Origin of the sequence: uncultured Comamonas sp. (genome assembly GCF_964277875.1) — a bacterium.
Classification (GTDB): domain Bacteria; phylum Pseudomonadota; class Gammaproteobacteria; order Burkholderiales; family Burkholderiaceae_C; genus Comamonas; species Comamonas sediminis.
The window spans coordinates 15,074-41,474 of record NZ_CAXYJV010000019.1; the positions used below are offsets into that span (position 1 = coordinate 15,074).

Annotated in this window: 22 protein-coding genes; 11 read left to right on the plus strand and 11 right to left on the minus strand. The window is 64.9% G+C overall.

Features of this window, described 5'->3' with window-relative positions; all coding sequences use genetic code 11:
- Positions 1-13: 13 nt before the first annotated feature.
- The gene (locus ACHWUQ_RS07205) at positions 14-802 is read left to right on the plus strand and encodes an SOS response-associated peptidase (protein WP_394680731.1); all 789 of its coding nucleotides are present in this window, start codon (positions 14-16) and stop codon (positions 800-802) included.
- Positions 803-820: 18 nt separating this feature from the next.
- Here ACHWUQ_RS07205 and xerD read toward each other — a convergent pair whose 3' ends face one another.
- From xerD to ACHWUQ_RS07220, 3 genes are all read right to left on the minus strand, one after another.
- Complete coding sequence (gene xerD, locus ACHWUQ_RS07210) at positions 821-1,774, minus strand: site-specific tyrosine recombinase XerD (RefSeq protein WP_394680732.1); 954 nt, start codon at positions 1,772-1,774, stop codon at positions 821-823.
- Between the two features lie 58 nt (positions 1,775-1,832).
- Positions 1,833-2,813 carry a tripartite tricarboxylate transporter substrate binding protein BugE gene (locus ACHWUQ_RS07215; protein WP_027011016.1) on the minus strand — a complete coding sequence of 327 codons (981 nt, stop codon included), beginning with the start codon at positions 2,811-2,813 and terminating at the stop codon, positions 1,833-1,835.
- A gap of 368 nt (positions 2,814-3,181) precedes the next feature.
- Positions 3,182-4,147, minus strand: a complete 966-nt coding sequence (locus ACHWUQ_RS07220) for a tripartite tricarboxylate transporter substrate binding protein BugE (protein ID WP_239812740.1) — start codon at positions 4,145-4,147, stop codon at positions 3,182-3,184.
- 259 nt (positions 4,148-4,406) lie between these two features.
- On the opposite strand from ACHWUQ_RS07220, the gene ACHWUQ_RS07225 reads away from it, so the two are divergent.
- Positions 4,407-5,336 (plus strand): AEC family transporter, encoded by a 930-nt coding sequence (locus ACHWUQ_RS07225; RefSeq protein ID WP_239808819.1) that lies wholly within the window; start codon positions 4,407-4,409, stop codon positions 5,334-5,336.
- A 40-nt stretch (positions 5,337-5,376) separates the two neighbouring features.
- Entirely contained in the window at positions 5,377-6,051 is a 675-nt protein-coding gene (locus tag ACHWUQ_RS07230; RefSeq protein WP_312527230.1) for a GDSL-type esterase/lipase family protein, read from the plus strand.
- 19 nt (positions 6,052-6,070) lie between these two features.
- On the opposite strand, the gene queG is transcribed toward ACHWUQ_RS07230, so the two are convergent.
- Positions 6,071-7,120 carry a tRNA epoxyqueuosine(34) reductase QueG gene (queG, locus tag ACHWUQ_RS07235; RefSeq protein ID WP_394680761.1) on the minus strand — a complete coding sequence of 350 codons (1,050 nt, stop codon included), beginning with the start codon at positions 7,118-7,120 and terminating at the stop codon, positions 6,071-6,073.
- A 126-nt stretch (positions 7,121-7,246) separates the two neighbouring features.
- Between queG and tsaE the strand changes: the two genes are divergently transcribed.
- A complete protein-coding gene (gene tsaE / locus ACHWUQ_RS07240; RefSeq protein WP_394680733.1) occupies positions 7,247-7,696 on the plus strand; it encodes a tRNA (adenosine(37)-N6)-threonylcarbamoyltransferase complex ATPase subunit type 1 TsaE in 450 nt (149 codons plus the stop codon).
- Entirely contained in the window at positions 7,693-9,294 is a 1,602-nt protein-coding gene (locus ACHWUQ_RS07245; protein ID WP_394680734.1) for an N-acetylmuramoyl-L-alanine amidase, read from the plus strand. Before tsaE ends, ACHWUQ_RS07245 begins: the two co-directional genes overlap by 4 nt.
- A 72-nt stretch (positions 9,295-9,366) precedes the next feature.
- Here the strand turns inward: ACHWUQ_RS07245 and ACHWUQ_RS07250 are convergent, their stop codons facing one another.
- Entirely contained in the window at positions 9,367-10,011 is a 645-nt protein-coding gene (locus ACHWUQ_RS07250; protein WP_239812743.1) for a VTT domain-containing protein, read from the minus strand.
- A gap of 185 nt (positions 10,012-10,196) precedes the next feature.
- Here ACHWUQ_RS07250 and mutL point away from each other — a divergent pair, with 185 nt between their 5' ends.
- On the plus strand, positions 10,197-12,317 hold the full coding sequence (gene mutL, locus ACHWUQ_RS07255) for a DNA mismatch repair endonuclease MutL (RefSeq protein WP_394680735.1): 2,121 nt from the start codon (positions 10,197-10,199) through the stop codon (positions 12,315-12,317).
- A gap of 244 nt (positions 12,318-12,561) precedes the next feature.
- Positions 12,562-14,742 carry a DUF11 domain-containing protein gene (locus tag ACHWUQ_RS07260; protein WP_394680736.1) on the plus strand — a complete coding sequence of 727 codons (2,181 nt, stop codon included), beginning with the start codon at positions 12,562-12,564 and terminating at the stop codon, positions 14,740-14,742.
- Between the two features lie 126 nt (positions 14,743-14,868).
- Here the strand turns inward: ACHWUQ_RS07260 and ACHWUQ_RS07265 are convergent, their stop codons facing one another.
- The 4 genes from ACHWUQ_RS07265 to ACHWUQ_RS07280 all read right to left on the minus strand — a co-directional run bounded on the left by ACHWUQ_RS07265 (position 14,869) and on the right by ACHWUQ_RS07280 (position 19,967).
- The gene (locus tag ACHWUQ_RS07265; protein ID WP_239808823.1) at positions 14,869-16,437 is read right to left on the minus strand and encodes a DHA2 family efflux MFS transporter permease subunit; all 1,569 of its coding nucleotides are present in this window, start codon (positions 16,435-16,437) and stop codon (positions 14,869-14,871) included.
- A 52-nt stretch (positions 16,438-16,489) separates the two neighbouring features.
- Positions 16,490-17,728 carry an HlyD family efflux transporter periplasmic adaptor subunit gene (locus tag ACHWUQ_RS07270; protein ID WP_394680737.1) on the minus strand — a complete coding sequence of 413 codons (1,239 nt, stop codon included), beginning with the start codon at positions 17,726-17,728 and terminating at the stop codon, positions 16,490-16,492.
- Positions 17,729-17,808: 80 nt separating this feature from the next.
- Positions 17,809-19,353, minus strand: coding sequence for an efflux transporter outer membrane subunit (locus tag ACHWUQ_RS07275; RefSeq protein WP_394680738.1), 1,545 nt, complete (start codon positions 19,351-19,353; stop codon positions 17,809-17,811).
- A complete protein-coding gene (locus ACHWUQ_RS07280; protein WP_394680739.1) occupies positions 19,350-19,967 on the minus strand; it encodes a MarR family winged helix-turn-helix transcriptional regulator in 618 nt (205 codons plus the stop codon). Before ACHWUQ_RS07280 ends, ACHWUQ_RS07275 begins: the two co-directional genes overlap by 4 nt.
- 383 nt (positions 19,968-20,350) lie before the next feature.
- On the opposite strand from ACHWUQ_RS07280, the gene gdhA reads away from it, so the two are divergent.
- The 4 genes from gdhA to ACHWUQ_RS07300 all read left to right on the plus strand — a co-directional run bounded on the left by gdhA (position 20,351) and on the right by ACHWUQ_RS07300 (position 24,610).
- Positions 20,351-21,697, plus strand: a complete 1,347-nt coding sequence (gdhA, locus tag ACHWUQ_RS07285; RefSeq protein WP_394680740.1) for an NADP-specific glutamate dehydrogenase — start codon at positions 20,351-20,353, stop codon at positions 21,695-21,697.
- Between the two features lie 141 nt (positions 21,698-21,838).
- Complete coding sequence (gene miaA, locus ACHWUQ_RS07290; protein ID WP_394680741.1) at positions 21,839-22,858, plus strand: tRNA (adenosine(37)-N6)-dimethylallyltransferase MiaA; 1,020 nt, start codon at positions 21,839-21,841, stop codon at positions 22,856-22,858.
- Between the two features lie 18 nt (positions 22,859-22,876).
- Positions 22,877-23,419 (plus strand): DUF2867 domain-containing protein, encoded by a 543-nt coding sequence (locus tag ACHWUQ_RS07295; protein ID WP_394680742.1) that lies wholly within the window; start codon positions 22,877-22,879, stop codon positions 23,417-23,419.
- Between the two features lie 87 nt (positions 23,420-23,506).
- Positions 23,507-24,610 (plus strand): PLP-dependent cysteine synthase family protein, encoded by a 1,104-nt coding sequence (locus ACHWUQ_RS07300; RefSeq protein WP_394680743.1) that lies wholly within the window; start codon positions 23,507-23,509, stop codon positions 24,608-24,610.
- A gap of 80 nt (positions 24,611-24,690) precedes the next feature.
- Here ACHWUQ_RS07300 and cysE read toward each other — a convergent pair whose 3' ends face one another.
- Both cysE and ACHWUQ_RS07310 read right to left on the minus strand, forming a co-directional pair.
- On the minus strand, positions 24,691-25,470 hold the full coding sequence (cysE, locus tag ACHWUQ_RS07305; protein ID WP_239808831.1) for a serine O-acetyltransferase: 780 nt from the start codon (positions 25,468-25,470) through the stop codon (positions 24,691-24,693).
- A 39-nt stretch (positions 25,471-25,509) separates the two neighbouring features.
- A complete protein-coding gene (locus ACHWUQ_RS07310) occupies positions 25,510-26,334 on the minus strand; it encodes an RNA methyltransferase (protein WP_394680744.1) in 825 nt (274 codons plus the stop codon).
- Positions 26,335-26,401 lie beyond the last annotated feature (67 nt).

The following is a 26,401-nucleotide window of genomic DNA, read 5'->3' on the forward strand; positions in this document are numbered from 1 at the left end:
TACCATTGCGCCCATGAGCACCCAATACGAAGCCCTCAAAGCCCCCGAGCTGTACCTCAGCGCCTTCCAGGTGGAGCCGCCTGCAGAGATGGGCGAGCGCAAGATGACGCCGCGCCGGCCCGGCTTCTTCATCACCAACAGCCTGACGGGCGCCACCGATGCCGAGAACGCGGCGCGCAAGGCGGCACTGGCCGAGCAGGCCGCTGCAGAGGCAGCAGCGGGCGGCGCCCTCGCTGCTACCGAGCGCGCACCCGCCGCTGCGCCGGCGGCCACAGCCCGCCTGCTGGTGCCCGCGCAATGGGGCCTGGTGCCGCACTGGGTCAAGTCCGCCTCCGATGGTCAGTTGCGTGCCACCAAACTGGTGAACGTGAAATCCGACAATGCATCGACCAGCACCGCCTTTCGCGATGCCTGGCTGAACAACCAGCGCTGCATCGTGCCGATGATGGCCTTTGTCTCCGACGACTACCGCACCGGCAAGGCCAAGCCCACGCGCATCGCCCGCGTCGATGGCCTGCCGATGGGCGTCGCCGGCATCTGGTCCCGCTGGACCGATGACGACGGCACCGAGCTGCTGAGCTATGCGATCATCACCGTCAACGCCAATGCCCATGCGCTGATGAACCGCTACCAGCAGCCCGGCAACGACAAGACCATGCCCGCCATCCTGAACGAAGGCGCCTATGACGCCTGGCTGCGTTCATCGGCCTACAAGGCCAAGGAATTTCTGCGCGCCTACCCCGCGCAAAAGCTGCTGGCCAACCCGGTCGAAAGGGGCCGCAAGAACCCGCTGGGCATCTGATTGCCGCTGCCCGCCGCGCTAGCCACGCGGATGGTGCTGGCTGTGCAGCACCTTGAGGCGCTCGCGCGCCACATGGGTGTAGATGGTGGTGGTGGAGATATCGGCATGGCCCAGCAGCAGCTGCACCACGCGCAAATCGGCGCCATGGTTGAGCAAATGCGTGGCAAAGGCGTGGCGCAAGGTGTGGGGTGACAGCGGCGCGGTGATGCCGGCGCGCTGCGCATATTTCTTCACGATCATCCAGAAGGCGACCCGCGTCATGCCGCTGCCGCGCTGGGTGACAAACAGGTCCGCGCTTTGCCGCCCGGCCAGAATGGCAGGCCGGCTCTCGGCCAGGTACTGCTCCAGCCACTGCTGGGCCACCTGGCCAAAGGGCACCAGCCGCTCCCTGCTGCCCTTGCCCACCACGCGCACGATGCCATCGGCCAGGCTCAGCTGCACGCTTTGCAGTTCGACCAATTCGGACACGCGCAGGCCGCTGGCATACATCAGCTCCAGCATCGCGCGGTCGCGCAGGCCCAGCGGGTTGCCGGCGTCGGGTGCTTCCAGCAGGGCATCGACCATGGCCGAGGTCATCGTCTTGGGCACCCGCAGCGGCTGGCGTGCTGCCAGCATGCGCAGGGTGGGATCGGCGCTGATCAGCGACTCGCGCAGCGCCCAGTGGAAGAAGCGCCGCAGCACCGTCAGGCGCCGGTTGGCCGTGCTGGACTTGTCACCCATGCGGGTGGCAAAAAAGGCCTGCAGCTGGGCCTCATCGCTGCGCTCCAGCGCCTGGCCCGGGTGCTCCTGGGCGAGCCACTGGCCGTACAGCACCAGGTCGCGCCGGTAGGCCGCCAAGGTGTTGCGCGCCAGGCCGTCTTCCAACCAAACCGCATCGATGAAGCGGTCGATCACCGGGTGCGCCGCAGCGGCGCCGCCGGGCGTGGCAGAGGGGGTGGATGCAGAGCGGGGAGAGCGAACCATGCCCGGCATCATGGCATGAAAAAAGCCGCCGGCTTGCGCGGGCGGCTGGGGACTTGGGAAGCGGCGGTCAGTCCAGCTTCAGGTCCTGCTTCTTCACGACGTCCTTGTAGACGTCGAACTCGGCCTTGATCTGCTCGGCGAACTGCTCGGGCGTGTTGCCCACGACCAGCGAGCCGGTGTCCTCGATGCGCTTTTTCACCGCAGGGTCAGCCAGCACCTTCTTGGTGGCGGCGTTGATGCGGTCCACCACATCCTTGGAGACGCCCTTGGGCGCGAGGATGCCGTAGAAAGCCATGCGGTTCACGGGCTCCAGGCCCACTTCCTTGAAGGTAGGCACATTGGGCAGCACGGCCAGGCGCTCAGGCGCCGCCACAACGATAGGCACCAGGCGGTTGTCCTTCACAAAAGGCAGGGTCGAAGGCAGGTTGTCCAGGATCATGTTGACCTGGCCGGCCACCGTGTCGTTCAGCGCCGGGCCCGCACCGCGGTAGGCGATGTGGGTCATCTGGATGCCGGTCAGGCTCTTGTACAGCTCCATCAGCATGTGCTGGATGCCGCCGGTGCCCGAGGACGAGTAGGCGTACTTGTTGGGGTTCTTCTTGAGCTCGGCCTCGAACTCCTTGTAGTCCTTGGCAGGGAACTTCGGGTTCACCGCAATGATGTTGGGCGTGGCCGCCACATTGATGATGGGCGTGAAGTCCTTGATCGGGTCGTAGGAGATCTTGGGGTTGATCGCGGGGTTGGTTGCCACCGTCGAGACGGTGGCAATGCCCAAGGTGTAACCATCGGCCGCAGCGCGCACCGTTTCCACCGCGCCGATGGTGCCGCCAGCACCACCCTTGTTGTCCACCACCACGGGCTGGCCCAGCTCCTTGCCCAGGGGGTCGGCGATCACGCGCGCAATGATATCGGTGGTGCCGCCAGCTGCAAAAGGAACGATCAGGCGAATGGGCTTGTTAGGGTATTTTGTATCGGCCAGAGCGCCAGTGCTCAAGGTGGCTGCGGCAGCAGCGATCAAGGTCAGGCCCACGAGAGAGCGACGTTGCATGATGAATCTCCTCATTAGAAATGGTGTGGCCGTGGTTCGCCTGCCGGGGTCACCCGCATGGCGCACGGCCACTGAATGCTTTTTCAGCACAGCGCGTTTATACCGGATTAATACGGCCGCCACCGTGCTGCAACCGCACAAAAGGCGCGTGATTTCCCTAGGGATCCTCTGCAGAACCCTCGCCCAATGGGATGGGCGCGGATCGGGATGAGCCGCAAGGCGTCTTTCGCAGTCAATAGCGAGCTATTGACAAGGAAGACAACGCAGCGGATCGCCCGAGCCCGCGTTCAGACCACGGCAGGGAGTTTTGCAGAGGGTCCCGAGGGGAGAACACGCGCCTTGAGGCAGAACAGACCAGGAATGGCGGATCAATCCAGCTGGATGCCCTGCTTGTCCACCACCGCCTTGTAGGCGGCATATTCGTCTTTCATCTGCTGGGCAAACACTTCGGGCGTGGTGCCCAGGATGTCCGAGCCAGTCTCTGCGATGCGCTTTTGCACGTTCGGGTCTTCCAGCGCCTTTTTGGTGGCCGCGTTGACCTTGTCCACAATCTCCTTGGGCAGGTTCTTGGGGCCGACGATGCCGTAATAGGCACTGCGGTTGACGACAGGCGCGCCCACTTCGGTAAACGTGGGGATGGATTCCAGGCCCGCTACGCGTTTGGGCGCCGCCACGACGATGGCGCGCAGACGCTTGTCGCGGATAAAGGGGTAGGCCGAGGGCAGGTTGTCAAAAATCATGTTGACCTGGCCGGCGACCGTGTCGTTCAAGGCCGGGCCGCCGCCCCGGTAGGGAATGTGGACCACGTTCACACCGGTTTCGGACTTGAGCATTTCCATCAGCAAATGGGCAATGCTGCCCGTGCCGGGGGTGGCATACGAGTACTTGCCAGGGTTCTTCTTGAGCTCGGCAATGAACTCCTGGTAGTTGGTGGCCGGAAAGCTGGGGTGCACGGCAATCACATTGGGCGTGGCCGCCACATTGATGATGGGCGTGAAATCGCGCTGCACGTTGTAGGGCATCTTGGGGTTGACGGCCGGGTTGGTGGCTGTCGTCGATACCGTCGCAATGCTCAGGGTGTAACCGTCGGGCTGGGCACGTGCGGCTTCGGCTGCGCCCACGGTGCCACCGCCACCGCTCTTGTTGTCCACCACCACCGGCTGGCCCAGCGCCTTGGACAGCGGCTCGGAGATGACCCGCGCCACGATATCGGTGGTGCCACCTGCAGCAAAGGGCACGATCAGGCGGATGGGCTTGTTCGGATAGGGGTCAGCGGCCAGGGCAGCGCTGCTGCCCAGTGCCAGTGCCAGGGCCAGGCACAGTCGGCGGTTCATCATCGTGGAGCTCTCCTCGGATCTAATGTGTGTGTGCAGGCCAGGAACGCCCACAGCGACGGCATGTATGTAGCCTCCATGCTAGCGGTGTTGGCCGGCTGTTCTGCCCCAAAGCGCGCGGCCGATGGCCCGTGTTTTCCCGCATCGAGGCCGCAGATAGCGCAATCGGCAACTGCTTTGGCAGGGCTTGCACCCCGGCATGCGCAGGACCTTCTCACGGTGGCGACAGCCACAGCGCCGCCGCGCTCGCCCTTCCGCTATGCTTGCGCCGGTGAACTACGCTCAACTGCTTTTCCCCGATTTCTCGCTGATCCTGATTGGCTACCTGGTCTGCCGCTACACGGCACTGAACCGGGCCATCTGGCAGCCGGTGGAAAGCCTGGTGTACTACTTCCTCTTCCCCACCTTGCTGTTCTATTCGATCATCCGCAGCCCGATCGACTGGCAAGGCACCTCCAGCCTGATGCTGGCCGGCGTGGCCACCGGCCTGGTTGCCATCGCGATGACCTACACCCTGCCGCACTGGCCCTGGCTGGGCAAGCGGGTGGACCACCGCGATGCCGCCGCCAGCGCGCAGATCGCCTTTCGCTTCAACTCCTTCATCGGCCTGGCGCTGGCCGACCGGCTGGCCGGCCCCCCAGGTCTGCAGCTGATCTCGGTGCTGATCGGCGTCTGTGTGCCCATGTTCAATATTGCCGCCGTCTACCCGATGGCCCGGGGCTCGCAGCATGGCTTCATGCGCGAGCTGCTGCGCAACCCGCTGATCGTTGCCACGCTCACCGCACTGGTCTGCAATCTGCTGGGTCTGCGCCTGCCCGCCATCGTCGAGCCCACGGTGGCCCGCATCGGCCAGGCCTCGATCGTGCTGGGCCTGATGTCGGCAGGCGCCGGCATGCAGCTGGGGCTGCTGGCGCGCGGCAAGCTGCTCAGCGCCTCGGTGCTGGCCATCCGCCACTTTGTCACGCCGCTGATGGCGCTGTGCATGGCGCACTGGCTGGCGCTGTCGGCCCAGCAGGCCGCCATCTTGCTGGTCTTCTCGGCGCTGCCCACCGCATCCACCTGCTATGTGCTGGCCGCCCGCATGGGCTACAACGGCGCCTATGTGGCCGGACTCGTGACTCTGTCGACCCTCTGCGGCGTGGCCAGTCTGCCGTTTGCGCTCAGCCTGCTGGATGCCTGGCCGGTTTAACAACGCGTTCAGCGAGGGCCATCGGTTAAGCTCGGCGGCTATGCAGAAAACCTGTGACACCGCCCGCCGCCATAGCCTCCGGCGCCTGGCCCTCCTCCCCCTTTGGGGCCTGACCACTGCCGGGCTGGCCGCCTGCAGCAAGAAAGCCCCGCTCGCTACCGCGCTGCCCGCCGGAGCCACCGTGCTGGCGCTGGGCGACTCGCTGACCCAGGGCGTGGGCGCCAGCGCCGCCCAGTCCTATCCGCAATTGCTGGCCGAGCGTACCGGCTGGAATGTCATCAATGCCGGCATCTCCGGCGAGACCAGCAGCCAGATTGCGCAGCGCCTGCCGCAGTTGCTGCAGGCCCACCAACCGGCGCTGGTGATTGTTTGCGCCGGCGGCAACGACTGGCTGCGCCGGCAAAGCGCGCAGGCGGCCCAGGCACAGATCGCCAGCATGCTGCAGCAGTGCAAGGCGCAGAACATTCCGGTGCTGCTGGTCGCCGTGCCCGAGTTCAACATGGCCGCAGCATTGACGGGCCGCGTGCAGGACCACCCCATTTATGAAGCGTTGGCCAAGGAGGAGCAGGTGCCGCTGCTCGCCAAGGCCTGGAGCGAGGTGCTGGCCAATGACGCCATGCGCGCCGACCAGGTGCATGCCAATGCCGCAGGCTATGCGCGCTTTACCGAATTGCTGGTGGCGCAGCTCAAGGCCTCGGGCTTTTTCAACGGCTGATCATGGAGCCCGCCAGCCCTCAGGCGTTACGCTGGCCCAGCCCCCAGGCAACATGCTCGCGCACCACGGCGCTGTCGTGGTCCGCACGGCTGTGCAGCGCCTGGGCGTAGCGCGCATCGCCGGTCTCGCGCCAGGCATTGCCCAGGGCCACGGCGATATTGCGCAGCCAGCGCTCATGGCCGATACGGCGTATGGGGCTGCCTTCGGTGATGCGCAGAAACGTGGCCTCGTCCCACGCAAACAGATGGGGCAGCTGCTGGTCCATCAGCGCGCCGCGCGCATCAAAATCGGGCAGCACCGCGCGCTGGGCAAACTTGTTCCAGGGGCAGGCCAGCTGGCAGTCGTCGCAGCCATAGATGCGGTTGCCCATGGGCGCGCGGAACGCCTCGGGAATGGCGCCATCGAGCTCGATCGTCAGGTAAGAGATACAGCGCCGCGCGTCGATGGAGTGCGGGGCAATGATGGCCGCCGTCGGGCAGGCATCGATGCAGGCGGTGCACTGGCCGCAGTGCGCCGTCACCGGTGCGGTGGCGGGCAAGGCGATGTTGACAAAGATCTCGCCGAGAAAAAACATCGAGCCGGCATCGCGGCTCAGCACCAGCGTGTGCTTGCCGCGCCAGCCCTGGCCGCTGCGGCTGGCAAGCTCGGCCTCCAGCACGGGGGCTGAATCGGTGAACGCGCGGTGCGCCAGCTGGTGCCCGCCCAGCGCCGCATCAATACGCTCGGCCAGCTTTTGCAGCCGGTTGCGCAGCACCTTGTGGTAATCGCGCCCCCGGGCATAGATGCTGACCAGGCCCTCGCCAGGCCTGGCATGGCGCTCCCACTCCAGCCGCTGCCAGTCGGCAGGGGTGTTTTGCGGCAGATAATCCATGCGTGCTGTAATCACGCTGAGCGTGCCAGGCACCAGCTCCGCCGGCCGGGCACGCTTGAGGCCATGGGCCTGCATGTAATGCATCTCGCCATGGAAACCTTTTTCCAGCCACTGCATCAATCCAGTTTCCGCCGTCGACAGATCCACGCCTGCCACGCCGATCTGGGAAAATCCCAGCTCCAGCGCCCAGTCGTTGATCTGTTGGATAAAGGTGGGATCAGCGGCGTCCATGTGCTGCCATTGTAAAAAACCTGAGGGCCCGCGCGGCCCGGGAACGACATTTTGAACGCTACTGCCAGCCCCTCCTATCCTTCGCTCCAAGGTGTGTGGAAAGACGAGCGCGATACGGAAGCCTTTGCCGCTCGCCTGGCTGCGCAGCCAGCACTGTCCAATGTTTACCTAACTTTGCATGGCGATCTGGGCGCGGGAAAAACCACCCTGGTTCGTTACCTGCTGCGCGCCCTGGGCGTGCAGGGCCGCATCAAGAGCCCCACCTACGCAGTGGTCGAACCGCATGAGGGACGCGATTTCCCCATCTGGCACTTTGACTTCTACCGTTTCGATGATCCGCGCGAGTGGGAAGACGCCGGCTTCCGGGATATTTTTGCCAGCCCCGGCCTGAAAGTGGCAGAATGGCCGCAGAAGGCTGCAGCGGTAACACCTATTGCCGATGTAGCTATCAGTATTGAAGCAATCAACGAATCAGAACGCCAGGTGCATCTGCAGGCCTTCACCCCGGCAGGTGCCTCCATCGTCCAAGGGTTTTCAGCGTGAGCGACACCCCGAAATATCTCCCCGCCTCTGCCCCTTTCACCCCTGCTGACGGCGCGTCCGCCAGCCACCCCGGTCTGTCGCGCCGCGATGTGCTGCGCGGTGGCAGTCTGGTGCTGCTGCTCGGCAGCAGCCATCTGGCCTTTGGTGCCAGCATCGTCGCGGTTCGCCTCTGGCCCTCGAAGGACTACACCCGCGTCACGATCGAGTCGGACACGCCGCTCAAGACCGAGCAGCGCTTTGTGCCCGAGCCGCCGCGCCTGGCCGTCGATATCGAGGGCATCGACCTCAACCCGGCCCTGCGCGAGCTGGTGGCCAAGGTCCGCTCGGACGACCCCAATATCGCCGGCATCCGCGTCGGCCAGAACTCGCCCAATGTCGTGCGGCTGGTGATCGACCTCAAGCAGGAAGCCAAGCCCCAGGTCTTTACATTGAAGCCGGTCGCCCCCTACCAGCACCGCCTGGTGCTTGACCTCTACCCCGCCCGGCCCACCGATCCGCTCGAGAGCCTGATCACCGAGCGCATGATGGAGAACAGCCACAGCGCCGTGGCCGCCGCACCGGCACCGGTGCCCCCACCGGCTGCCGGCAGCAGCCTGCCGCCCTCGGTGGCCGCTGCGATTGCCGGCGACCCGCCGGCACCCGCCGCGCTGGGCACCGTGGTGGCGGCCGCCCCATCGGTAGCCGCCACGGCCCAGACCGCCGACCCGCTGGCCGAGCTGATTGCCAAGAGCGGCAACCGCCCCGTCGCCCCACCCGCCCCGGCCGCGCCGCCCCCCACGGTCGTGGCTGCCGCTCCGCCTCCACCGCCCCCTGCACCGCCGCCACCCAGTCCACCGCCGGCACGCGGCCGGCCCGCCTCGCGAACCGACCGCCTGATCATCGTGGCGCTCGATCCCGGCCATGGCGGTGAAGACCCCGGCGCTACCGGCCCCAACGGCACCCGCGAGAAAGACATCGTGCTCAAAATCGGGCACATGCTGCGCGAGCGCATCAACAACAGCAGCGTCGGAGGCAACCCGATGCGTGCGTTCATGACGCGCGACGCCGACTTCTTTGTGCCCCTCAACACCCGGGTCGAAAAGGCCCGCCGCGTGCAAGCCGATCTGTTCATCAGCATCCATGCCGATGCGTTTACCAAGCCGTCGGCCAATGGCGCGAGCGTGTTTGCACTGAGCGAGCGCGGCGCCACCAGCTCGGCCGCGCGCTGGCTGGCCAACAAGGAAAACCAGGCCGACATGGTCGGTGGCCTGAACGTGGCCGGTGTGGGCAGCAGCGATGCCCATGTGCAGCGCGCGCTGCTGGACATGAGCACCACCGCCCAGATCAACGACAGCCTCAAGCTCGGCACCCATGTGCTGGGCCAGCTGGGCCAGTTCGCGCGCCTGCACAAGCCCCGTGTGGAGCAAGCCGGTTTTGCGGTATTGAAGGCGCCCGACATCCCCAGCGTGCTGGTCGAGACCGCCTTCATCAGCAACCCCGAGGAAGAAGCCAAGCTGCGCAGCACCGCCTACCAAAACCAGCTGGCCGATGCCATCATGCGCGGCATCCAGGCATACTTCGCGAAGAACCCGCCGCTGGCGCGCAACCGCACGGTCTGACCTTCGCTCCCGCTTTTCCGGCACAAAAAAGGGACCGCCTCGGCGGTCCCTTCGTCATTGTGCGATCGCGGATCAAACGGGGCCGGCAGCCTTCTCGTTCTTGCCGGCGCGCCAGGCGCCAAAGATGGCCAGCAGGCCGGGCACGAGGATCAGGCCCCAGATGATTTTTTCCAGGTTGGCCTTGACCCAGGGCAGGTTGCCAAAGAAATAGCCTGCCGCACAAATGCCAAACACCCAGATCGCCGCGCCCACCAGGTTGTAGATGACGAACTTGGTGCGGTTCATGTTCGCGACCCCGGCCACAAACGGCGCAAAGGTGCGGATGAAAGGCATGAAGCGCGCCAGGATGATGGTGATGCCGCCGTAACGCTCGTAAAACGCATGGGCCTTGTCAAAGGCCTTGCGGTTGAACCAGCGCGAGTTCTCCCACTTGAAGACCTTGGGCCCTAAATGGTGGCCGATCTGGTAATTGCACTGGTCCCCGAGGAAGGCCGCCGCAAACAGCAGCGCAGTCGCCAGCGGAAAGCTCATCAAGCCAGCACCGCACATCGCGCCGACGATGAACAGCAGCGAATCGCCAGGCAGAAAGGGCATCACCACGACACCCGTCTCGACAAAGACGATCAGAAACAGCAGCGCATAGACCCACATGCCATAGGTCGTCACAAAGGCTTCCAGGTACTTGTCGACATGCAGGATGAAGTCGATCAGATGCATGCCTGCATCGATGAACCAGCTGAAAAATTCCAAAACACAACCTCTCTACAGAAAAACCGCAGCGGCCTGGAGACCCTGCGGCAAACCATGTTGATGCCACCTGCGCTGTGCTGGGCACTGCAGTCCCAAAGTGGCCATTGAACACTTTACCCCGAATGCCAGGCGGCTTTGCCTAAAATCCCTGCATGACCGCAGATACCGCACCCGCCACCCTTGACCCGGCAGACGCCACCGACGACGCTTTGACGCCTGCAGCCCACAGTGCAGACCGGGCCGCGCCTGCGCGGCGTCCCATCCAGGATCTGCCCGATGAGCTCGTCAGCCAGATTGCGGCCGGCGAGGTGGTGGAACGGCCCGCCTCCGTGGTGCGTGAGCTGGTTGACAACGCGCTCGATGCCGGGGCGACCAGCATCACGGTGCGCCTGCTCGCCGGTGGCGTGCGGCTGATTACCGTCGAAGACGATGGCTGCGGCATTCCACGCGAGGAGCTGCCCATTGCACTGCGCCGCCATGCCACCAGCAAGATCCGCAACCTGCATGACCTGGAATCGGTGGCAACGATGGGATTCCGGGGCGAGGCGCTGGCGGCCATCGCGTCGGTGTCGGAGATGAGCGTGCTCTCGCGCCCCGCCCAGCAGGAGAGCGCCTACCTGCTCGATGCCCGCAGTGGCGAGCTGCGCCCCGCCGCCCGCAACCCCGGCACCACGATGGAGGTCAAGGAACTGTTCTTCAGCACGCCTGCGCGGCGCAAGTTCCTGAAGACCGATGCCACCGAGCTGGCCCATTGTGTGGAAGCCGTGCGCCGCCATGCGCTCACCCGCCCGGCGGTGGGCTTTGCGATATGGCATGAGGGCAAGCTGGTGGAGCAGTGGCGCGCCACCCTGCCGCCCCGCAGCGATGAAGACCAGCACGACGAAGCCGCCTGGCAGCAGTTGGAGCAGCGGGCGATGGACAAGCGCCTGGCCGATGTGCTGGGCCCCGATTTTCTCGAACAGTCGATTGTCGTGAACTACCAGGCCGGCCATGTGCAGGTGCGCGGCCGCGCCGGCCTGCCCGATGCGGCGCGCTCGCGTGCCGACCAGCAGTTCTGCTACGTCAACGGCCGCTTTGTGCGCGACAAGGTGCTCACCCACGCGGCGCGCGCCGCCTATGAAGACGTGCTGCACGGCCACCGCCAGCCCGTCTATGCGCTCTACATCAGCCTCGATCCGATGCGGGTCGATGTGAACGTGCACCCGACCAAGATCGAGGTGCGCTTTCGCGATAGCCGCGAAGTGCACCAGGCGGTGCTGCATGGCGTGGAGAACGCGCTCGCCGCCCCACGCGCGCAGCAGCTGCTGGATGCTGCAGCCGCCACACCCACACCCACACCCACAGCCGCTGCTGCAGGCCAGCCGACCGCGTTGCCCGGCCAGGCCTATGCGCCCGCACCCCAGGCGCAGACTGCCATGCGCTTTGAGGCCCCACCCCGTGTCAACGGCCTGCAGGCGTTGCAGCAAACGGCTGCACTCTGGGGCCAGGCTGGCGGCACGGCAGCAGCGGATAATGCATTGGCCGGCAGCACAGCGACCAGCACGCCCACCAGCATCGATGCCACGCCCTGGCAGGTGCAGGAAGCCAGCCCACGCTGGAGCCCGCAACCGGCCGCTGGCGCGATCGCCGCCGGCGCCCCGCTGGTGCCCACCCTGCCTCCGGAGTCTGCCGACAACCCTTGGCCGCTGGGCCGCGCCGTGGCGCAGATCCATGGCGTCTACATCCTGGCGGAAAACGCCCAGGGCATGGTCATTGTCGACATGCATGCAGCGCACGAGCGCATCGTCTATGAACGCCTCAAAAGCCAGCTCGATGATGGCGATGCCAACAGCGCCATTGCCAGCCAGCCGCTGCTGATTCCCGCGACCTTCTCGGCCACGCCGGAAGAGGTCGCCACGGCCGAAGACCACAGCGAAACGCTGGCCCAGTTGGGCCTGGAGGTGGTGCCGTTCTCGCCCAAGACCCTGGCCGTGCGCGCCACGCCCACCACGTTGGCCCAGGGCAACCCGGTGGAGCTGGCGCGCAGCGTGCTGGCCGAGCTCGCGCAGCACGATGCCAGCACCGTGGTGCAGCGCGCCCGCAACGAGATCCTGGGCACCATGGCCTGCCACGGCGCCGTGCGCGCCAACCGGCAACTGACCATCGACGAGATGAACGCATTGCTGCGCGATATGGAACACACCGAACGCTCCGACCAGTGCAACCATGGCCGCCCCACGTGGCGTCAGCTCAGCATGAAGGAGCTGGACGCGTTGTTTCTACGGGGACGCTGATGTTTGTTATTGACTTGATGAATTATTAATTGCTTTGGAGTTAATGTAACTGCTATATTACAAATATCTGTATTTGTAATATGGGCAGAAAATGAAGCATTCCGTTGGTGTGTTCCAGTGCGGAGATATCGCATCCCCCAGATCAAATTCTTTTTTTAGAAACTGGTTTTGGCTGCATCTGCTTGCAGCCATATTTTTGTGGACTGCCGTCGCACAGGCTCATGCCGCAGCATCCAAGATCCTGGTGCTCACCACGCACGAAGGCGTCGCTAGCGATCCATCGCAAGGCCCCGTCAAAGCCGATGGCCAACAGGCCAGCAATAACCTTGCCACCGCTTTTGGCTGGGTGAACCCTGCCATCTCGCCAGCCCCTGCTTCGCTGATTTCGCCCGCGCCGCAAGTGGATTTTCGTTATGGGATTCTGTCTGTGCGTGAGAGCAGCGACACGCCTGGCGCGCTGGTGCGGGTGGTCAATCAAAACCTGAGCCCGCAGGTTACTTTCCCGGTCGCAGGTGCTGCAGGAGACCCTGCCCGGCTCTTGCAGCGGGAGAGCTTCCGCGCTGCCGATGGAGGCCGCTACGATCTGGTTGTCATCGGCACCACTTACTACACCGCGCTGCAGGCCAACTACGCTTTGCTGACCAGCATCATGCAGGACGCCGAGCTCAAACCCAATGCCATGCTGTTCTTTGTCGACTCGTGCTGTGACAACGGCCAAGGCACCGCTCCTGCATCGCCTGCTCACCAGAATATGAACCGTTTCAAAGACACGGTACTGCAGCCCGCCGTGGCCAGCGTTGCACCGGGTCTGACCTTGACGGGACTCTATGGCGTACAGACCAACCCGCTCAATCCAGCTTCTCCATACAACGCGTCCTTCAGCGCACTTCTGCCTGACTTCCGGGGAGGTGCGTTCCTGGGTATCGATAACGTCCCTCTTGAAAACCGGCTGTTCACGGTTCAGAACAACTCCGCCAGCGCTTACGGCACCTTCTTCCCAGGTTCCCAGGTTTACGACGGCAATGGCACATGCTTGTTCGGTGTGGTGGATATCTCGCCCTTCGAGGATTCAAGTGGAACCAATTTCGCCATGCAGTACAACACGGGCCAGGCCCCTTTTGCGGGCAACGGACATAACGTCGGGCAGGCATTTGTCAATGCAGCCCTGGCTGGCGGCTCTTGCGGCGGCAATGCGTCCATCAGTGCCAGCCCGGCATCGCAAAACGTCACTCTGGGCGCACCTACGGCCACCATCACGCTCACTGTCCAAAACGAACAATTGCTGGCTTCGCTACCGCCCGTCACCGGAGGCCGTGTCGAGGCTGCATTGCCCAACCATCTGGCTTTTGCCGGCAGCGTGGGCGGCACCTGCGTCGCTGCACCCTTTGGCGGCGCGGCTACCCAAGACAACGCAAGCGGTGCATTCGGCATCACCGGAATGACGCTCAGCTTCGGTCAGAGCTGCACCATTGAGCTGCCAGTCACCTGGACGGACACCGGCGACGTCGCCAGCAATGCCTGCATCAAGACGGCAAGCCAAAGCACCAGTTTGCGCATCGAGCCAGGCACCAGCAAGGAGTTCAGCACCAACCAGGGCCAGACCAATGACGTCGCAGCCGCCACAATTGTGTGCAGTGCCCCCGAGCTGGCGCTCAGCGCCACCGCTTTGCCAACAACGGTGAATGCCGGCGACACCGTCAGCTACGACATCACGATCACCAACCTGAGCGAGACGGCTGCTGCCTCGGATGTGAGCTTGCTTGATTTCTTGCCAGCAGGCTCCAGCCTGGATCAGGTAAGTCAAGGGGGCTCTGCAGTGGTTTGCACGCCAGGCAATTGCAATCTGGGCAGCTTGGCAGCGCTGGCCTCGGCCACCTATACCGTCACTTTCACGGCGTCTGCCAGCCAGGCGACCCTGACAGCTGAGCCTGCGGTGTCTACCTCCGGCGCAGAAGTGACCCTGAGCAACAACAAGGCGCAGGTGGCGGCGGCCGTCCAGACTACAGTCTCCGTCACCGGCTCTGTGGTTGGTGCATCTGCCCAACAGCTGCAGAGCATGGCCGGCGCCAACATCCCGTATGCACTGACCTGTACACCTGCCGCTGCGGTGCCCACCGGTACGCTGGCAGTTCAGGCCAATGGCGCTTTGTCTGCCACGCCGCAGTCGCACATCGTGGCTGGTGGCAACAATTGCAACGTGACTGTCGATCCTGCCGCCTTGCCTGCGGCCCCGGCAGGCTACCAATGGGCAGCACCTGCCATCAGCCAGCAGGACTCTGTGTTCGTCGTTACTTTGACGTTATCCGCCATCGGTGCGATCAGTCCCACCCCGGTTCCAGGTCTGCACACGCTGGCATTGGTAGCGCTGGGATTGCTGCTGCTTGCCGCGGCTCGCCGCAAGCAAGCCGCCCAACGGCAAGGCTAAGCCCTCCCCTGCTAAGCGGGCACGCCCGCCTGGTACAAAAAAGAAGAGCGCCAGTTTCAATGGCGCTCTTCTTTTTTTGGTTTGTGCAGAGTCGGCGTGGATGCAGTCAGCACCCCCCCCGGTGCGTCAGTGCGCCGCCGATGCCGCCTCCGATCCGCCACCGCCCTGGCCCTTCTTGGGGCCCTTGGCCAGCCAGACCAGCGGGATCAGCAGCAGGAACAGCATCGACGAGGCCCAGAAAATATCATTGGCCGCCAGCATGAAGGCCTGCTGGTTGACTAGCTGGTCGACCCGGGCCAACGCCTGCTGCAAGGTCAGCCCCGAGGCCTGCAGGCCTTGCACCACCTGCGCGGTGGGGCCATCGCCCAGGCTGATGTGCTCGACCAGTTGCGCATGGTGCAAGGTCGCGCGGCGCTCCCACAAGGTGGTGGCGACCGAGGTACCCACAGCACCGGCGGTGATCCGCACAAAGTTGGACAGGCCCGACGCGCTGGGCATTTTCTCGGGCGGGATGTCGCTCAAGGTGATGGTCATCAGCGGGATGAAAAAGCCAGCCATGGCCGCGCCCTGCACGATGGTCGGGATCATGATCGTCGTCAGGTCCACCTGGGTGTTGAAGCGCGAGCGCATCCACATCACCAGACCGAACACGATGAACGAGGCCGTCGCATAGCGCCGGGGATCGACCTTGTGGATGGTCTTGCCCACCACCGGCGAGAGCACCAGCGCCAGCAAACCCACCGGCGCCAGCACCAGACCGGCATCGGTGGCGGTATAGCCCATGAACTGCTGCAGCCACAACGGCAGCAGCACCACATTGCCAAAGAACAGGCCATAGCCTACCGAGATGGCCAGGGTGCCGGCCCAGAAATTGCGGTTCTTGAACAGGCGCAGGTCCACCACCGGGTGCTTGTCGCCCAGCTCCCAGATCAGGAAGTACAACAGGCCGACGACCGCAATCACCGCACAGGCGACCACCATCGGCGACTGGAACCAGTCATGCTCCTTGCCGATGTCCAGCATGATCTGCATCGCCGAGACCCAGACCACCAGCAGCCCCAGCCCAATCGCATCGATCGGCAAGGCCTTGCGGGCCGAATCCCGGTTGCGGAAGATCGCCCAGGTGGCGCCCACGGACAGCATGCCGACGGGCACATTGATGTAGAAGATCCACGGCCAGGACATGTTGTCGGTGATCCAGCCGCCGAGCAACGGGCCCATCACCGGCGCGATCAAGGTCGTCATCGACCAGAAGGCCATCGCCGTGCCCGCCATCGCGCGCGGGTAACTGGCCAGCAGCAGCGACTGCGACAGCGGAATCATCGGCCCGGCGACAAAGCCCTGCAGGATGCGGAAGGCGATCAAGGTTGTCATGTTCGGCGCCAGGCCGCAAAGCCACGACGAGATCACGAACAAGGTCACACTGAGCATGAACAGCCGCACCTGGCCAAAGCGCATCGACAGCCAGCCGGTCAGCGGCACCGAGATGGCATTGGCCACCGCAAAGCTGGTGATCACCCAGGTGCCCTGGTTGGCACTGACGCCCAGGTCACCGGCAATGGCCGGCAGCGACACGTTCGCGATCGACGTGTCCAGCACATTCATGAACACCGCAGCCGAGAGCGCCAAGGTGCCGATGAGGCGCGCCGATCCCTCGAGCGGCGGGTGGGGTAACGGAGGATTGGAAGTTGCCATAACGCATCCTTGGGCCGCCCGGTGGGCAGGCCCGGGTCAAAACAAGGGACGCTTACAGCTTCTTGCCGGCATTGCTGGCGATCACTTGTGCAATCACTGCATCGGCGCCTTCGTCCTGCACGTCATACACATTGGTCTGCACCAGCGGCTCCTTGCGCGGCACATCGGCCAGCAGCTTGCCGTCCTGGTTCTGGATGTCCACATCCACCAGCATCGACAGGCCTACGCGCAGCGGATGCGCTTGCACCTGCTGGGGATCGAGCGCTATGCGCACCGGCACGCGCTGCACCACCTTGATCCAGTTGCCGGTGGCGTTTTGCGCGGGCAGCAGCGAGAAAGCCGAGCCCGTACCCACACCCAGCCCTTCGACGGTGCCGCTGTACTCGATCTTCTTGCCGTAGAGGTCGGCCGTCATCTTGACGGGCTGGCCCAGGCGCAGGTTGCGCAGCTGGTTTTCCTTGAAGTTGGCCTCGACCCAGAGCTGGTTCATCGGCACCACCGTCATCAGCGGCGTGCCGGGGGCCACGCGCTGGCCGACCTGCACCGAGCGCTTGCCCACCACGCCCGAGACGGGCGAGACCAGCTCATTGCGCTGCATGGCCAGGTAGGCCTCGCGCACCTTGGCCGCAGCAGCCTGCACATTGGGGTGGTCGTTCACGCTGATGCCTTCGGTCAGCGACTGGTTGCTGGCCAGCTGCTCGCGGGCCGTGTTGACGGCGGCCTGCGCAGCGTTGACGGCCGCCTGCGCGGCATCCACCTGGCTTTGCGCATGGCTCAGCTCTTCCTTCGACACCGCGCCATTGCCGGTCAGTGCCTGGCGGCGCTTGAGGTCGCTCTGCGCACGGACCAGGTCATTCTTGGCCTTGGCCACTTCGGCCTGGCGCTGCGCGATCTGTGCGGTGTAGGAGCCATTGTTCACATACAAGGTGCGCACCTGGCGCACGGCCTGGGCCAGGTTGGCCTTGGCCTGTTCGAAAGCTACCTTGGCATCGGCGGGATCGAGGCGCACCAGCGCCTGGCCTTCCTTCACATAGTCGGTGTCATCGGCCAGGATGGACTGCACGGTGCCGGCGGTCTGCGGCGCGATCTGCACCAGATTGCCCTGCACATAGGCGTTGTCGGTTTCTTCGAAGTGGCTGTTGACCATCCAGTCGTAGATGCCGTAGGCGGCGCCCAGCACGACGACGAGGCCGGTCAGGCGCAGCAGCCATTTTTTGCGGGGCTGGGCAGCGGGCGCCTCAGGGGCAGCAGGCGCAGCGGAGGGAGAAACGGAAGTGTTGTTGTTCGACATGGTGTTGCGTAGCGAGTTATATGACGAGAGGCCTGGCCTTCAAGGTCTTGCTTATGTGTGTTGCACGCGAGGTGGGCAGGTCAGCTCTTGGCGCTGTCCATCGGGGTGTTGGTCTGGGTGGAGGCGTTGCTGTCCGGGTTGGCGAGGCTGTCGCTGCTGTCACTGCTGTGGGTCTGCTCCTGGTAGCCGCCACCCAAAGCCTGGGCCAGGGCGGCATTGCTCGACAGAATGCGGGCCTCGACATCCACCATCTGCTGGCGCTGGGCCAGCACATTGGTCTCCGCCGACAGCACATTCAAGTACGTGCCCAGGCCTGCGGCATAGCGCTGGTTCGCAATATCGAGCGCGCTTTGTGCGGCATCGGCGGCGCGGCGCTGCTCGGGCAGCTGTGCATGGGCGGAGCGGGCACTGGCGACCTGGTCGGCCACGTCATGCACCGCCGTGATCACGGCCTGGTTGTAGGCCTGCACGGCCAGCTCATAGTCGGCCGATTTGCCGCTCAGGTTGGCACGCAGACGGCCCGAATCAAAGATCGGCAGGCTCAGCGCCGGGCCCACGCCCCATTCGCGCGCACTGCCCTTGGCAAAGTTGTTGAAGCCGATGCTCGACAGACCCAGGAAGGCGGTCAGGTCGATATCGGGATAGAACTCGGCCTTGGCCTGGCGAATGCCTTGCTCGGCCGCTTCGACGCGCCAGCGCGCGGCCACAATATCGGCCCGGCGCCCCAGCAGGTTGGACGACAGCTGCACCGGAAAGCGCGGCAGGCTCAGCTGGGCGATGGGCGACGCCACCAGTTCCTGGGCCCGTGCCGGCTGGCCCATCAGCGCAGCCAGCGCGTTCTGCGCCAGCTGCTTTTGCTCACGCACTTGCAGCAGCTGCACCTTGGCCTGGGGCACACCGCTCTCGCTTTGGCGCACCTCCAACGTGGTGTCCAGGCCCGCGTCATAGCGGTCACGCACCAGTTGCAAGGTGTGGGCGCGCTGGTCGATGGCGCGCACGGCCACCTCTTCCTGCGCCTGCAGGCGGGACAGCTGCACATAGGCCAGCACCATGTTGCTGGTCAGCAGCACGCGGGCGGCGTCCATGTCGGCCTGGGCGGCACGGGCCGAGCCCACGGCAGCATCCAGCGCTGCGCGGTGCTTGCCAAACAGGTCCAGCGACCAGTTGCCGTTGATGCGCGCCTCGGCCGTGCTGTAGTTGTTGCCCGCCAGCGGCGGCGGAACCAAGCCGTTGGCCGGCGCATGGTTGCGCGTGGCACTGGCCTGGCCGTTGAGCTGCGGGCCCAGGGCCGATTCACTGACCTGCGCCAGCGACCAGGCCTTGCGGATGCGCGCCTGCGCTGATTGCAGGTTGGGGCTGTCCGCCAGCGCGGTGTCGATCAGCGCGTTGAGTTGGGCATCACCCAGGCCCTTCCACCACTGCGCATCGACCGGGGCCACGGCCGCGGCCTGGTCCGCCGCTGACGGCTCGGTGAGCAGGCCTACGGACTGCGGCGAGCGCAGCTGGGCATGGGTATCGATGCCGCGCATATCGGCGCATCCGGCGATGAACGTGGTGGCAGCCAGCGCAATGGCTGACAGGGCCAGCCGACGATCGGCGCCCACAAATGAAAAACTGCTGGTCATAGTGCCCTCTCCTTGCCGGGCTGGAGTGCGGTGTTGTCGGAGTTGTCGGAGTTGTCTGTGGGGTCACCAGCGCAGCCATCCGGGGGCAGGCACATGTCCACCGACAAGGTGTTGGGCATGGCCTCGTAGATGCGGCGCAGGTAACCGTGGAACTGGGTCAATTCATCGGGCGACAAGGGGCTGAGCGCGGCGCTGTTGACGCCCTTGACGATGTCGGGCACCTGCCTCGCTGCGGCCAGGCCCTCATCGGTCAGGCGCAGGCTGACCACGCGGCGGTCGTCGGTGGAGCGCTCGCGCTCGATGATGCCCTTGTCGACCAGGCGGTCGACCAGGCGCGTCATTGCGCCCGGGGTCTGCAGGGTACGGCGGGCCAGGTCCGCCGAGGTATGGGCCTTGCCGCTGGCCAGATGCAACACCGGAATCCACTGCGCCTGCGTCAGGCCCAGCGGCTCCATGCGGCGGTCCACCTCGGCACGGACCACGGTGGAGATGATGCGCATCAACCAGCAAGGGAAATCCACCGGCCGAATGGCTTCAATCTCAGGATATCCGCCTGCCAGCGCTTCTCGGTCCTCGCCAGCAGACGCGGTGTTTTCCTGGTGCGAATCGGTCATGCCGCAGGGCCTCTCTGAAATTGTTTACAAGGCAATGATTATCCAATCATTCATTGCCTAGGCAATTGTTGAAAAGGCAAAGACCACAACCGGCACACAGATTTGTTGCACTGCAGTGCTCTGGGTGACAGCAGACCCGCTCCGCTGCACAGCCCCATTTCAGGGCATTCCAGCAGTTCCGCAGGGCCGCCAGCAGCCTCCAAAAGCACCAAAGCAGTGCAATGGACTGGCTTATCAGGGTCATCCCATGTGGGTTTTATGCATTAACGCATGCAGATTCGGCATAATGTCGGTTTTCGGCGCGATGGCGCACCATCGCTGTGCACACCGGAGCCTGCGCACAACTTCTGTGCAAGCCGGCCCTAGACCTTGAAAGTTTGTCCATGCAACACCAATCCCTGGCCCAGTTTCTCGCTTATGTCGAACAGCGCAACCCCGGCCAGCCCGAGTTCTTGCAGGCCGTGACCGAAGTCATGGAAAGCCTCTGGCCCTTCATCGAGAAGAACCCCCGCTACGCCCAGCACAGCCTGCTCGAACGCCTGGTGGAGCCCGAGCGCGTGGTGAGCTTCCGCGTCAGCTGGGTGGATGACAAGGGCGTGGTCCAGGTCAACCGTGGCTACCGCATCCAGCACAGCATGGCCATCGGCCCTTACAAGGGCGGTCTGCGCTTCCACCCGTCGGTCAACCTGTCGGTGCTCAAGTTCCTGGCGTTTGAGCAGACCTTCAAGAACGCGCTGACCACGTTGCCGATGGGCGGCGGCAAGGGCGGCTCGGACTTCGACCCCAAGGGCAAGAGCGATGCAGAAGTGATGCGCTTCTGCCAGGCCTTCATCTCCGAACTGTTCCGCCATGTGGGCTCGGACACCGACGTGCCAGCCGGCGATATCGGCGTGGGCGGCCGGGAAGTGGCCTTCATGGCCGGCATGTACAAGAAGCTGGCCAACCGCGCCGATTGCGTGTTCACCGGCAAGGGCCTGGCCTTTGGCGGCTCGCTGATCCGCCCCGAAGCCACCGGCTTTGGCACCGTCTACTTCGCGCAGGAAATGCTCAAGACCCGTGGCAAGAGCTTCGATGGCCTGACGGTCTCGGTCTCGGGTTCGGGCAACGTGGCGCAGTTCGCCATCGACAAGGCCATGGCGCTGGGCGCCAAGGTGGTGTCGGCCTCCGACTCCTCGGGCACCATCTACGACGCTGCCGGTTTTGACGGCGACAAGCTAGTCAAGCTGATGGACATCAAGAACAAGCAATACGGCCGCATCAGCGACTACGCCAAGCAAGTGCCCGGCGTGGAGTACTACGAAGGCAAGACCCCGTGGTTCATCAAGGCCGATGTGGCCCTGCCCTGCGCGACCCAGAACGAGCTGGAACTGTCCGACGCCCAGACCCTGATCGCCAACGGCGTGCTCTGCGTGGCCGAAGGCGCCAACATGCCTTGCACCATCGAAGCGGCCAAGGCCTTTGAAAAGGCCGGTGTGCTCTACGCACCCGGCAAGGCATCGAACGCCGGCGGCGTCGCTACCTCGGGCCTGGAGATGAGCCAGAACGCGCTGCGCCTGAGCTGGCCTGCTGCCGAAGTCGACCAGCGCCTGTTCGAGATCATGGAAGGCATCCACTCGGCCTGCGTCAAGTACGGCCAGCGCGACGACGGCACGGTGAGCTACATCGATGGCGCCAACATCGCCGGCTTTGTGAAGGTGGCCGATGCCATGCTGGCCCAAGGTGTGCTGTAATCGGCCTGCGCCTGATTGCCCCACCTCAAGGAGCCGCAAGGCTCCTTTTTTCATGGGTCCGCAGGCGCGCGCCTCTCCCCCGTTCCGCCGCAGCAGCCGCCGTTTGGTGCCGGCTGCCGCTGCCCTGACAAGCTTCCCGACGTGCACGCTGTTGATACCCCTCTCTGCCTGGGCCTGGCAGGCCCCACCGCCTCCGGCAAGACCGGCGCTGCCATTGCGCTGGCGCAGCAACTGAGCGCGGCGCGGCCGGTTGAGATCATCAGCGTGGATTCGGCCCTGATCTACCGGGGCATGGACATTGGTTCGGCCAAGCCCAGCCTGCAGGAGCAGGCCGGCATTGCGCACCATCTGCTTGATATCCGCGACCCGTTGGACGCCTACAGCGCAGCAGAGTTTGTGCACGACGCGCTGGCGCTGGTGGCGCAAATCCATGCGCGGGGTGGCATCAGCTTGCTGGTGGGCGGCACCATGCTGTATTTCAAGGCGCTGATGGATGGCATGGACGACATGCCTGCCGCCGACCCGGCGGTGCGCGCCCAGCTCGATGCCGAGGCGGCGGTCTATGGCTGGCCGCATATGCATGGGCTGCTGGCGCAGGTTGATCCGGTCACTGCGCAGCGCCTGGCGCCCGGCGACAGCCAGCGGGTGCAGCGTGCGCTGGAGGTCTGGCGGGTCAGCGGCCAGCCGCTGTCGTATTTCCATGCGCAGCCAAAGCGCCCGTCGCCATTGCTGCAGCTGGCACCCGGTTTTCAGCTCTTCAGCCTGGAGCCCAGCGACCGTGCCTGGCTGCATGCGCGCATTGCGCTGCGCTACGACCAGATGCTGGCCCAGGGCTTTTTGGCCGAGGTGCTGCAGCTGCGTGCGCGCGGCGATCTGGATCTGAACCTGCCATCGATGCGCTGCGTGGGCTACCGCCAGATGTGGGAGATGCTCGACAGCTGTGCCCAGCAAGGCATTTCCGTGCAGACCGAAAGCGATGTACCGCCCGCGTTGTGGGCAGAGATGCGCGACAAAGGCATTGCCGCTACCCGCCAGCTGGCCAAGCGCCAGATCACCTGGCTGCGCAGCATGCCTGCCCGCCAGGCCATTGCCTGCGATGCGCCCGATGCGCTGGACCAATGGCTGCAGGCCGCCAGCGCACGCCTGGCCGCAGCCCACTGATTAGCGCTCATTCACACCATGCCAAGTCAACCGCAAGAGACCCCTCCGCCTGCGGGCAGCCGCATCGCCCAACGCCTGGCCGGCGCGCATTTTCAGGATGCTTGGTGCATCCACACTGCGCAGACCGGCGCGCCCGCGCTGGCCTATTTTCTGGCCGCCGTCGCGCGCACGCCGCGCTGGATTGAGTGGTGCATGCAGGCCCGCAACCGGGTCGGTCACATCGTCGGGCTCAAGGACCTGGGCACCCTCTCGCAGATCGACCCGCAGCGCCCCGCCAGTGCCTACCAGCCAGGCGAGCGCGTGGGCGTATTTACCGTGCTGGAGAACCGCGCCGATGAAGCGCTGATCGGCGACAGCGACAAGCATCTGAACGTGGTGCTCAGCGTCCACCGCGCGCCTGTGGCCGGCCGCGAGGACCAGGTCGCCATCACCATCACGACGGTGGTGCATGTCCACAACCTGCTCGGCCATTTGTACATGCTGCCAGTGGCGCCGATGCACCGGCGCATTGCGCCCGCGGTGCTGGCCGCGCTGGGGCGCGTGCAGCCAGCAGCTGCCTGAGCGGCTGGAGACGGCCATGGCCACGGCAGTGCAAAAGAGCCGCAGCCTTGATAGCCAAATCGTGTCATGGCGTCATAATCCATAGCCATGGATCACCATCACACCCCACTGCCCAGCCCAGCCCCGGCCTCCAGCCACCCCGGCTGGCGGGACCAGGCGATTGCGAAGATCGAAGCCGATTACCAGCGCAGTGCCGACACCCACCTGATTCCGCTGAACCTGCCCTGCTATGCGCAGGCGGGGATTGATCTCTACCTCAAGGACGAATCCACCCACCCCACCGGCAGCCTCAAGCACCGGCTGGCGCGTTCGCTGTTTCTCTACGCGCTGTGCAATGGCTGGGTGCATGAGGGCACAACGATTGTCGAGGCCTCCAGCGGCTCCACGGCCGTGAGCGAGGCCTATTTTGCGCGCCTGCTGGGCCTGCCCTTTGTCGCGGTGATGCCGCAGTCCACCTCGCCCGAGAAGGTTGCGCAGATTGAATTTCTCGGCGGGCGCTGCCACTTTGTCGGCCATGCCGGCGAAGTCTATGATGCCGCCCGTGCGCTGGCCCAGCGCACCGGCGGCCACTACATGGACCAGTTCACCTATGCCGAACGCGCCACCGACTGGCGCGGCAACAACAACATCGCGCAGAGCATGTTCCAGCAGATGCGCATGGAGCGCCACCCCGTTCCGCGCTGGATCGTGGTGGGCGCAGGCACTGGGGGCACCAGCGCCACCATTGGCCGCTTTGTGCGCTACATGCGCTTCAACAGCCAGGTCTGTGTGGCGGACCCGGAAGGCAGCGTGTTCCATGCCTACTGGCGCAGCGGCGACGCCAGCCTGACAGCGCCTGGCTCGCGCATCGAGGGTATCGGCCGCCCGCGCGTGGAGCCCAGCTTTGTCCGGGGCGTGGTGGACCATATAGAGGTCGTCAGCAACCGCGAATCGGTCACGGCCATGGCGCTGCTGGGCGATGTGCTGGGCCGCAAGGTGGGGCCTTCCACCGGCACCAACATGGTGGCCATGCTGCGCCTGGCCGATGGCATGCGCCAGCGGGGCGAAACCGGCTCGCTGCTCAGCCTGCTGTGCGACGCTGGCGAGCGCTACCTGCCCACTTACTACCACCGCGAATGGGTCAGCACCCATTTTGGCGACTGCGATGCCACGCAGCAGGCACTGCAGACCTTGCTGCACGGCCGGCGCTGAGCCCCATCAGGTAACCACGCATCCAGTTGCGGCTCGCCCGGCAAAACAGCAGCGCGGTGCCGCGGGCGACCGAGCCCGGCTTACTTGCCGACCAGGTCGCTCAGCTTCTGGGCTTCAAACTCGGCTTCGCGCTGCGCATCGCAAGGCACGCAATCGCCCACCTTGCTCTGCACCGACAGCTTCTCGATGGCCGCCCAGAGCATGGTGATCTGCTGCTCGTGGCCGGCAGCGCTGTCGATGATGCCGCGCATGGCCTTGGACAGCGGGTCGTCCTCTTGCGTCACACCATAGGCGGCGAACTTCTGCTCTGCCGGGGCTTCGGTCACATCGGCACTGGCACCCTGGCGCGAGGCAATGATGCGGGCTGGAATGCCCACGGCCGTGGCACCGGCAGGCACGGGCTTGATGACCACGGCATTGCTGCCGATCTTCGCGCCATCGCCCACCTCAAAGCCGCCGAGCACCTTGGCGCCCGCTGCCACCACCACGTTCCTGCCCAAGGTGGGATGGCGCTTGGCGCCCTTGTAGAGCGTGGTGCCACCGAGCGTGACGCCGTGGTAGATGGTGCAGCCGTCGCCGACGACAGCCGTCTCACCGATCACGACACCCATGCCGTGGTCGATGAAGACATTGCGGCCAATCTGCGCGCCGGGGTGGATCTCGATGCCGGTCAGCCAGCGGGCCATGTGCGAGATGAAACGGCCCGTCCATTTGAACCCATGGTTCCAGCACCAGTGCGCAGGGCGCTGCATCCAGATCGCATGCAGACCGGGATAACAGGTGACTACCTCCCAACGGCTGCGGGCAGCGGGGTCGCGGTCCAGGATGCACTGAATATCGGAGCGCAGGCGGTCAAACATGGAAACAATGGTTATATAAATATTCGAGGGTCCGCCAGTCTATCGTTTTGCAGCCTCGGCCGTGCGCAGCATAGCCTTGGCAACACCTCTCAGTATGTGGATTTCCTCCTGGGTCAGTTGCGCGCGGTTGAACATCTGGTTGAGCCGGGGCATCAGCTTCTTGGGGGCCTCGAGATCCAGAAAGCCGATCTCGGCCAGCGCCTGCTGCCAGTGCGCCAGCATGCCTGCCACCTGCTGCGCATCGGCGCGCTCGCCCCGGGCTGCGGCATCGCTCACGCCATAACCGCCCAGCGCCTGGCGCCAGTCATAGGCCACCACCTGCACGGCCGAGGCCAGGTTCAGCGAGCCAAAATCCGGATTGGTCGGAATCGACAGCGCCACATGGCAGCGGTACACATCCTCATTGGCCATGCCATAGCGCTCGCAGCCAAACAAGAAGGCCACGCCGGTCTCGCCGCTGGGGTGGGCGGCTGTGGCGTCGCTGGCTGCGGGGGTGGCTGCAGGGCTGGGGTCTTCATTCAGCGGAACCGGCCCAGGCTGTGCCGCCAGCGCGCCCTGCAGCAGCAGCGCAAAGTGCTCGCGCGGCGTGCGGGCAGGCGGGCCAAAATCACGCGGGGTCATCGCGGTGGCGCACAGGTGGCTCATGCCATCCAGGGCCTCGTCCACCGACTGCACAATGCGGCAGTTGGCCAGCACATCGAGCGCGCCGCTGGCACGTTGGATGGTTTCTTCCTTGCGCAGCACATTGCTCCAGCGTGGGCGCACCAGCACCAGGTCATCGAAACCCATGGTCTTGATGGCACGGGCAGCGGCGCCCACATTGCCGGCATGGCTGGTTTCGATCAGAACAAAACGGGTTTTCATAGACAGGTCGGGCAAAAAGGGGCATGTACCAGCGAAAAAAATCGAGCGCAGGTACAATCTAGCCCCT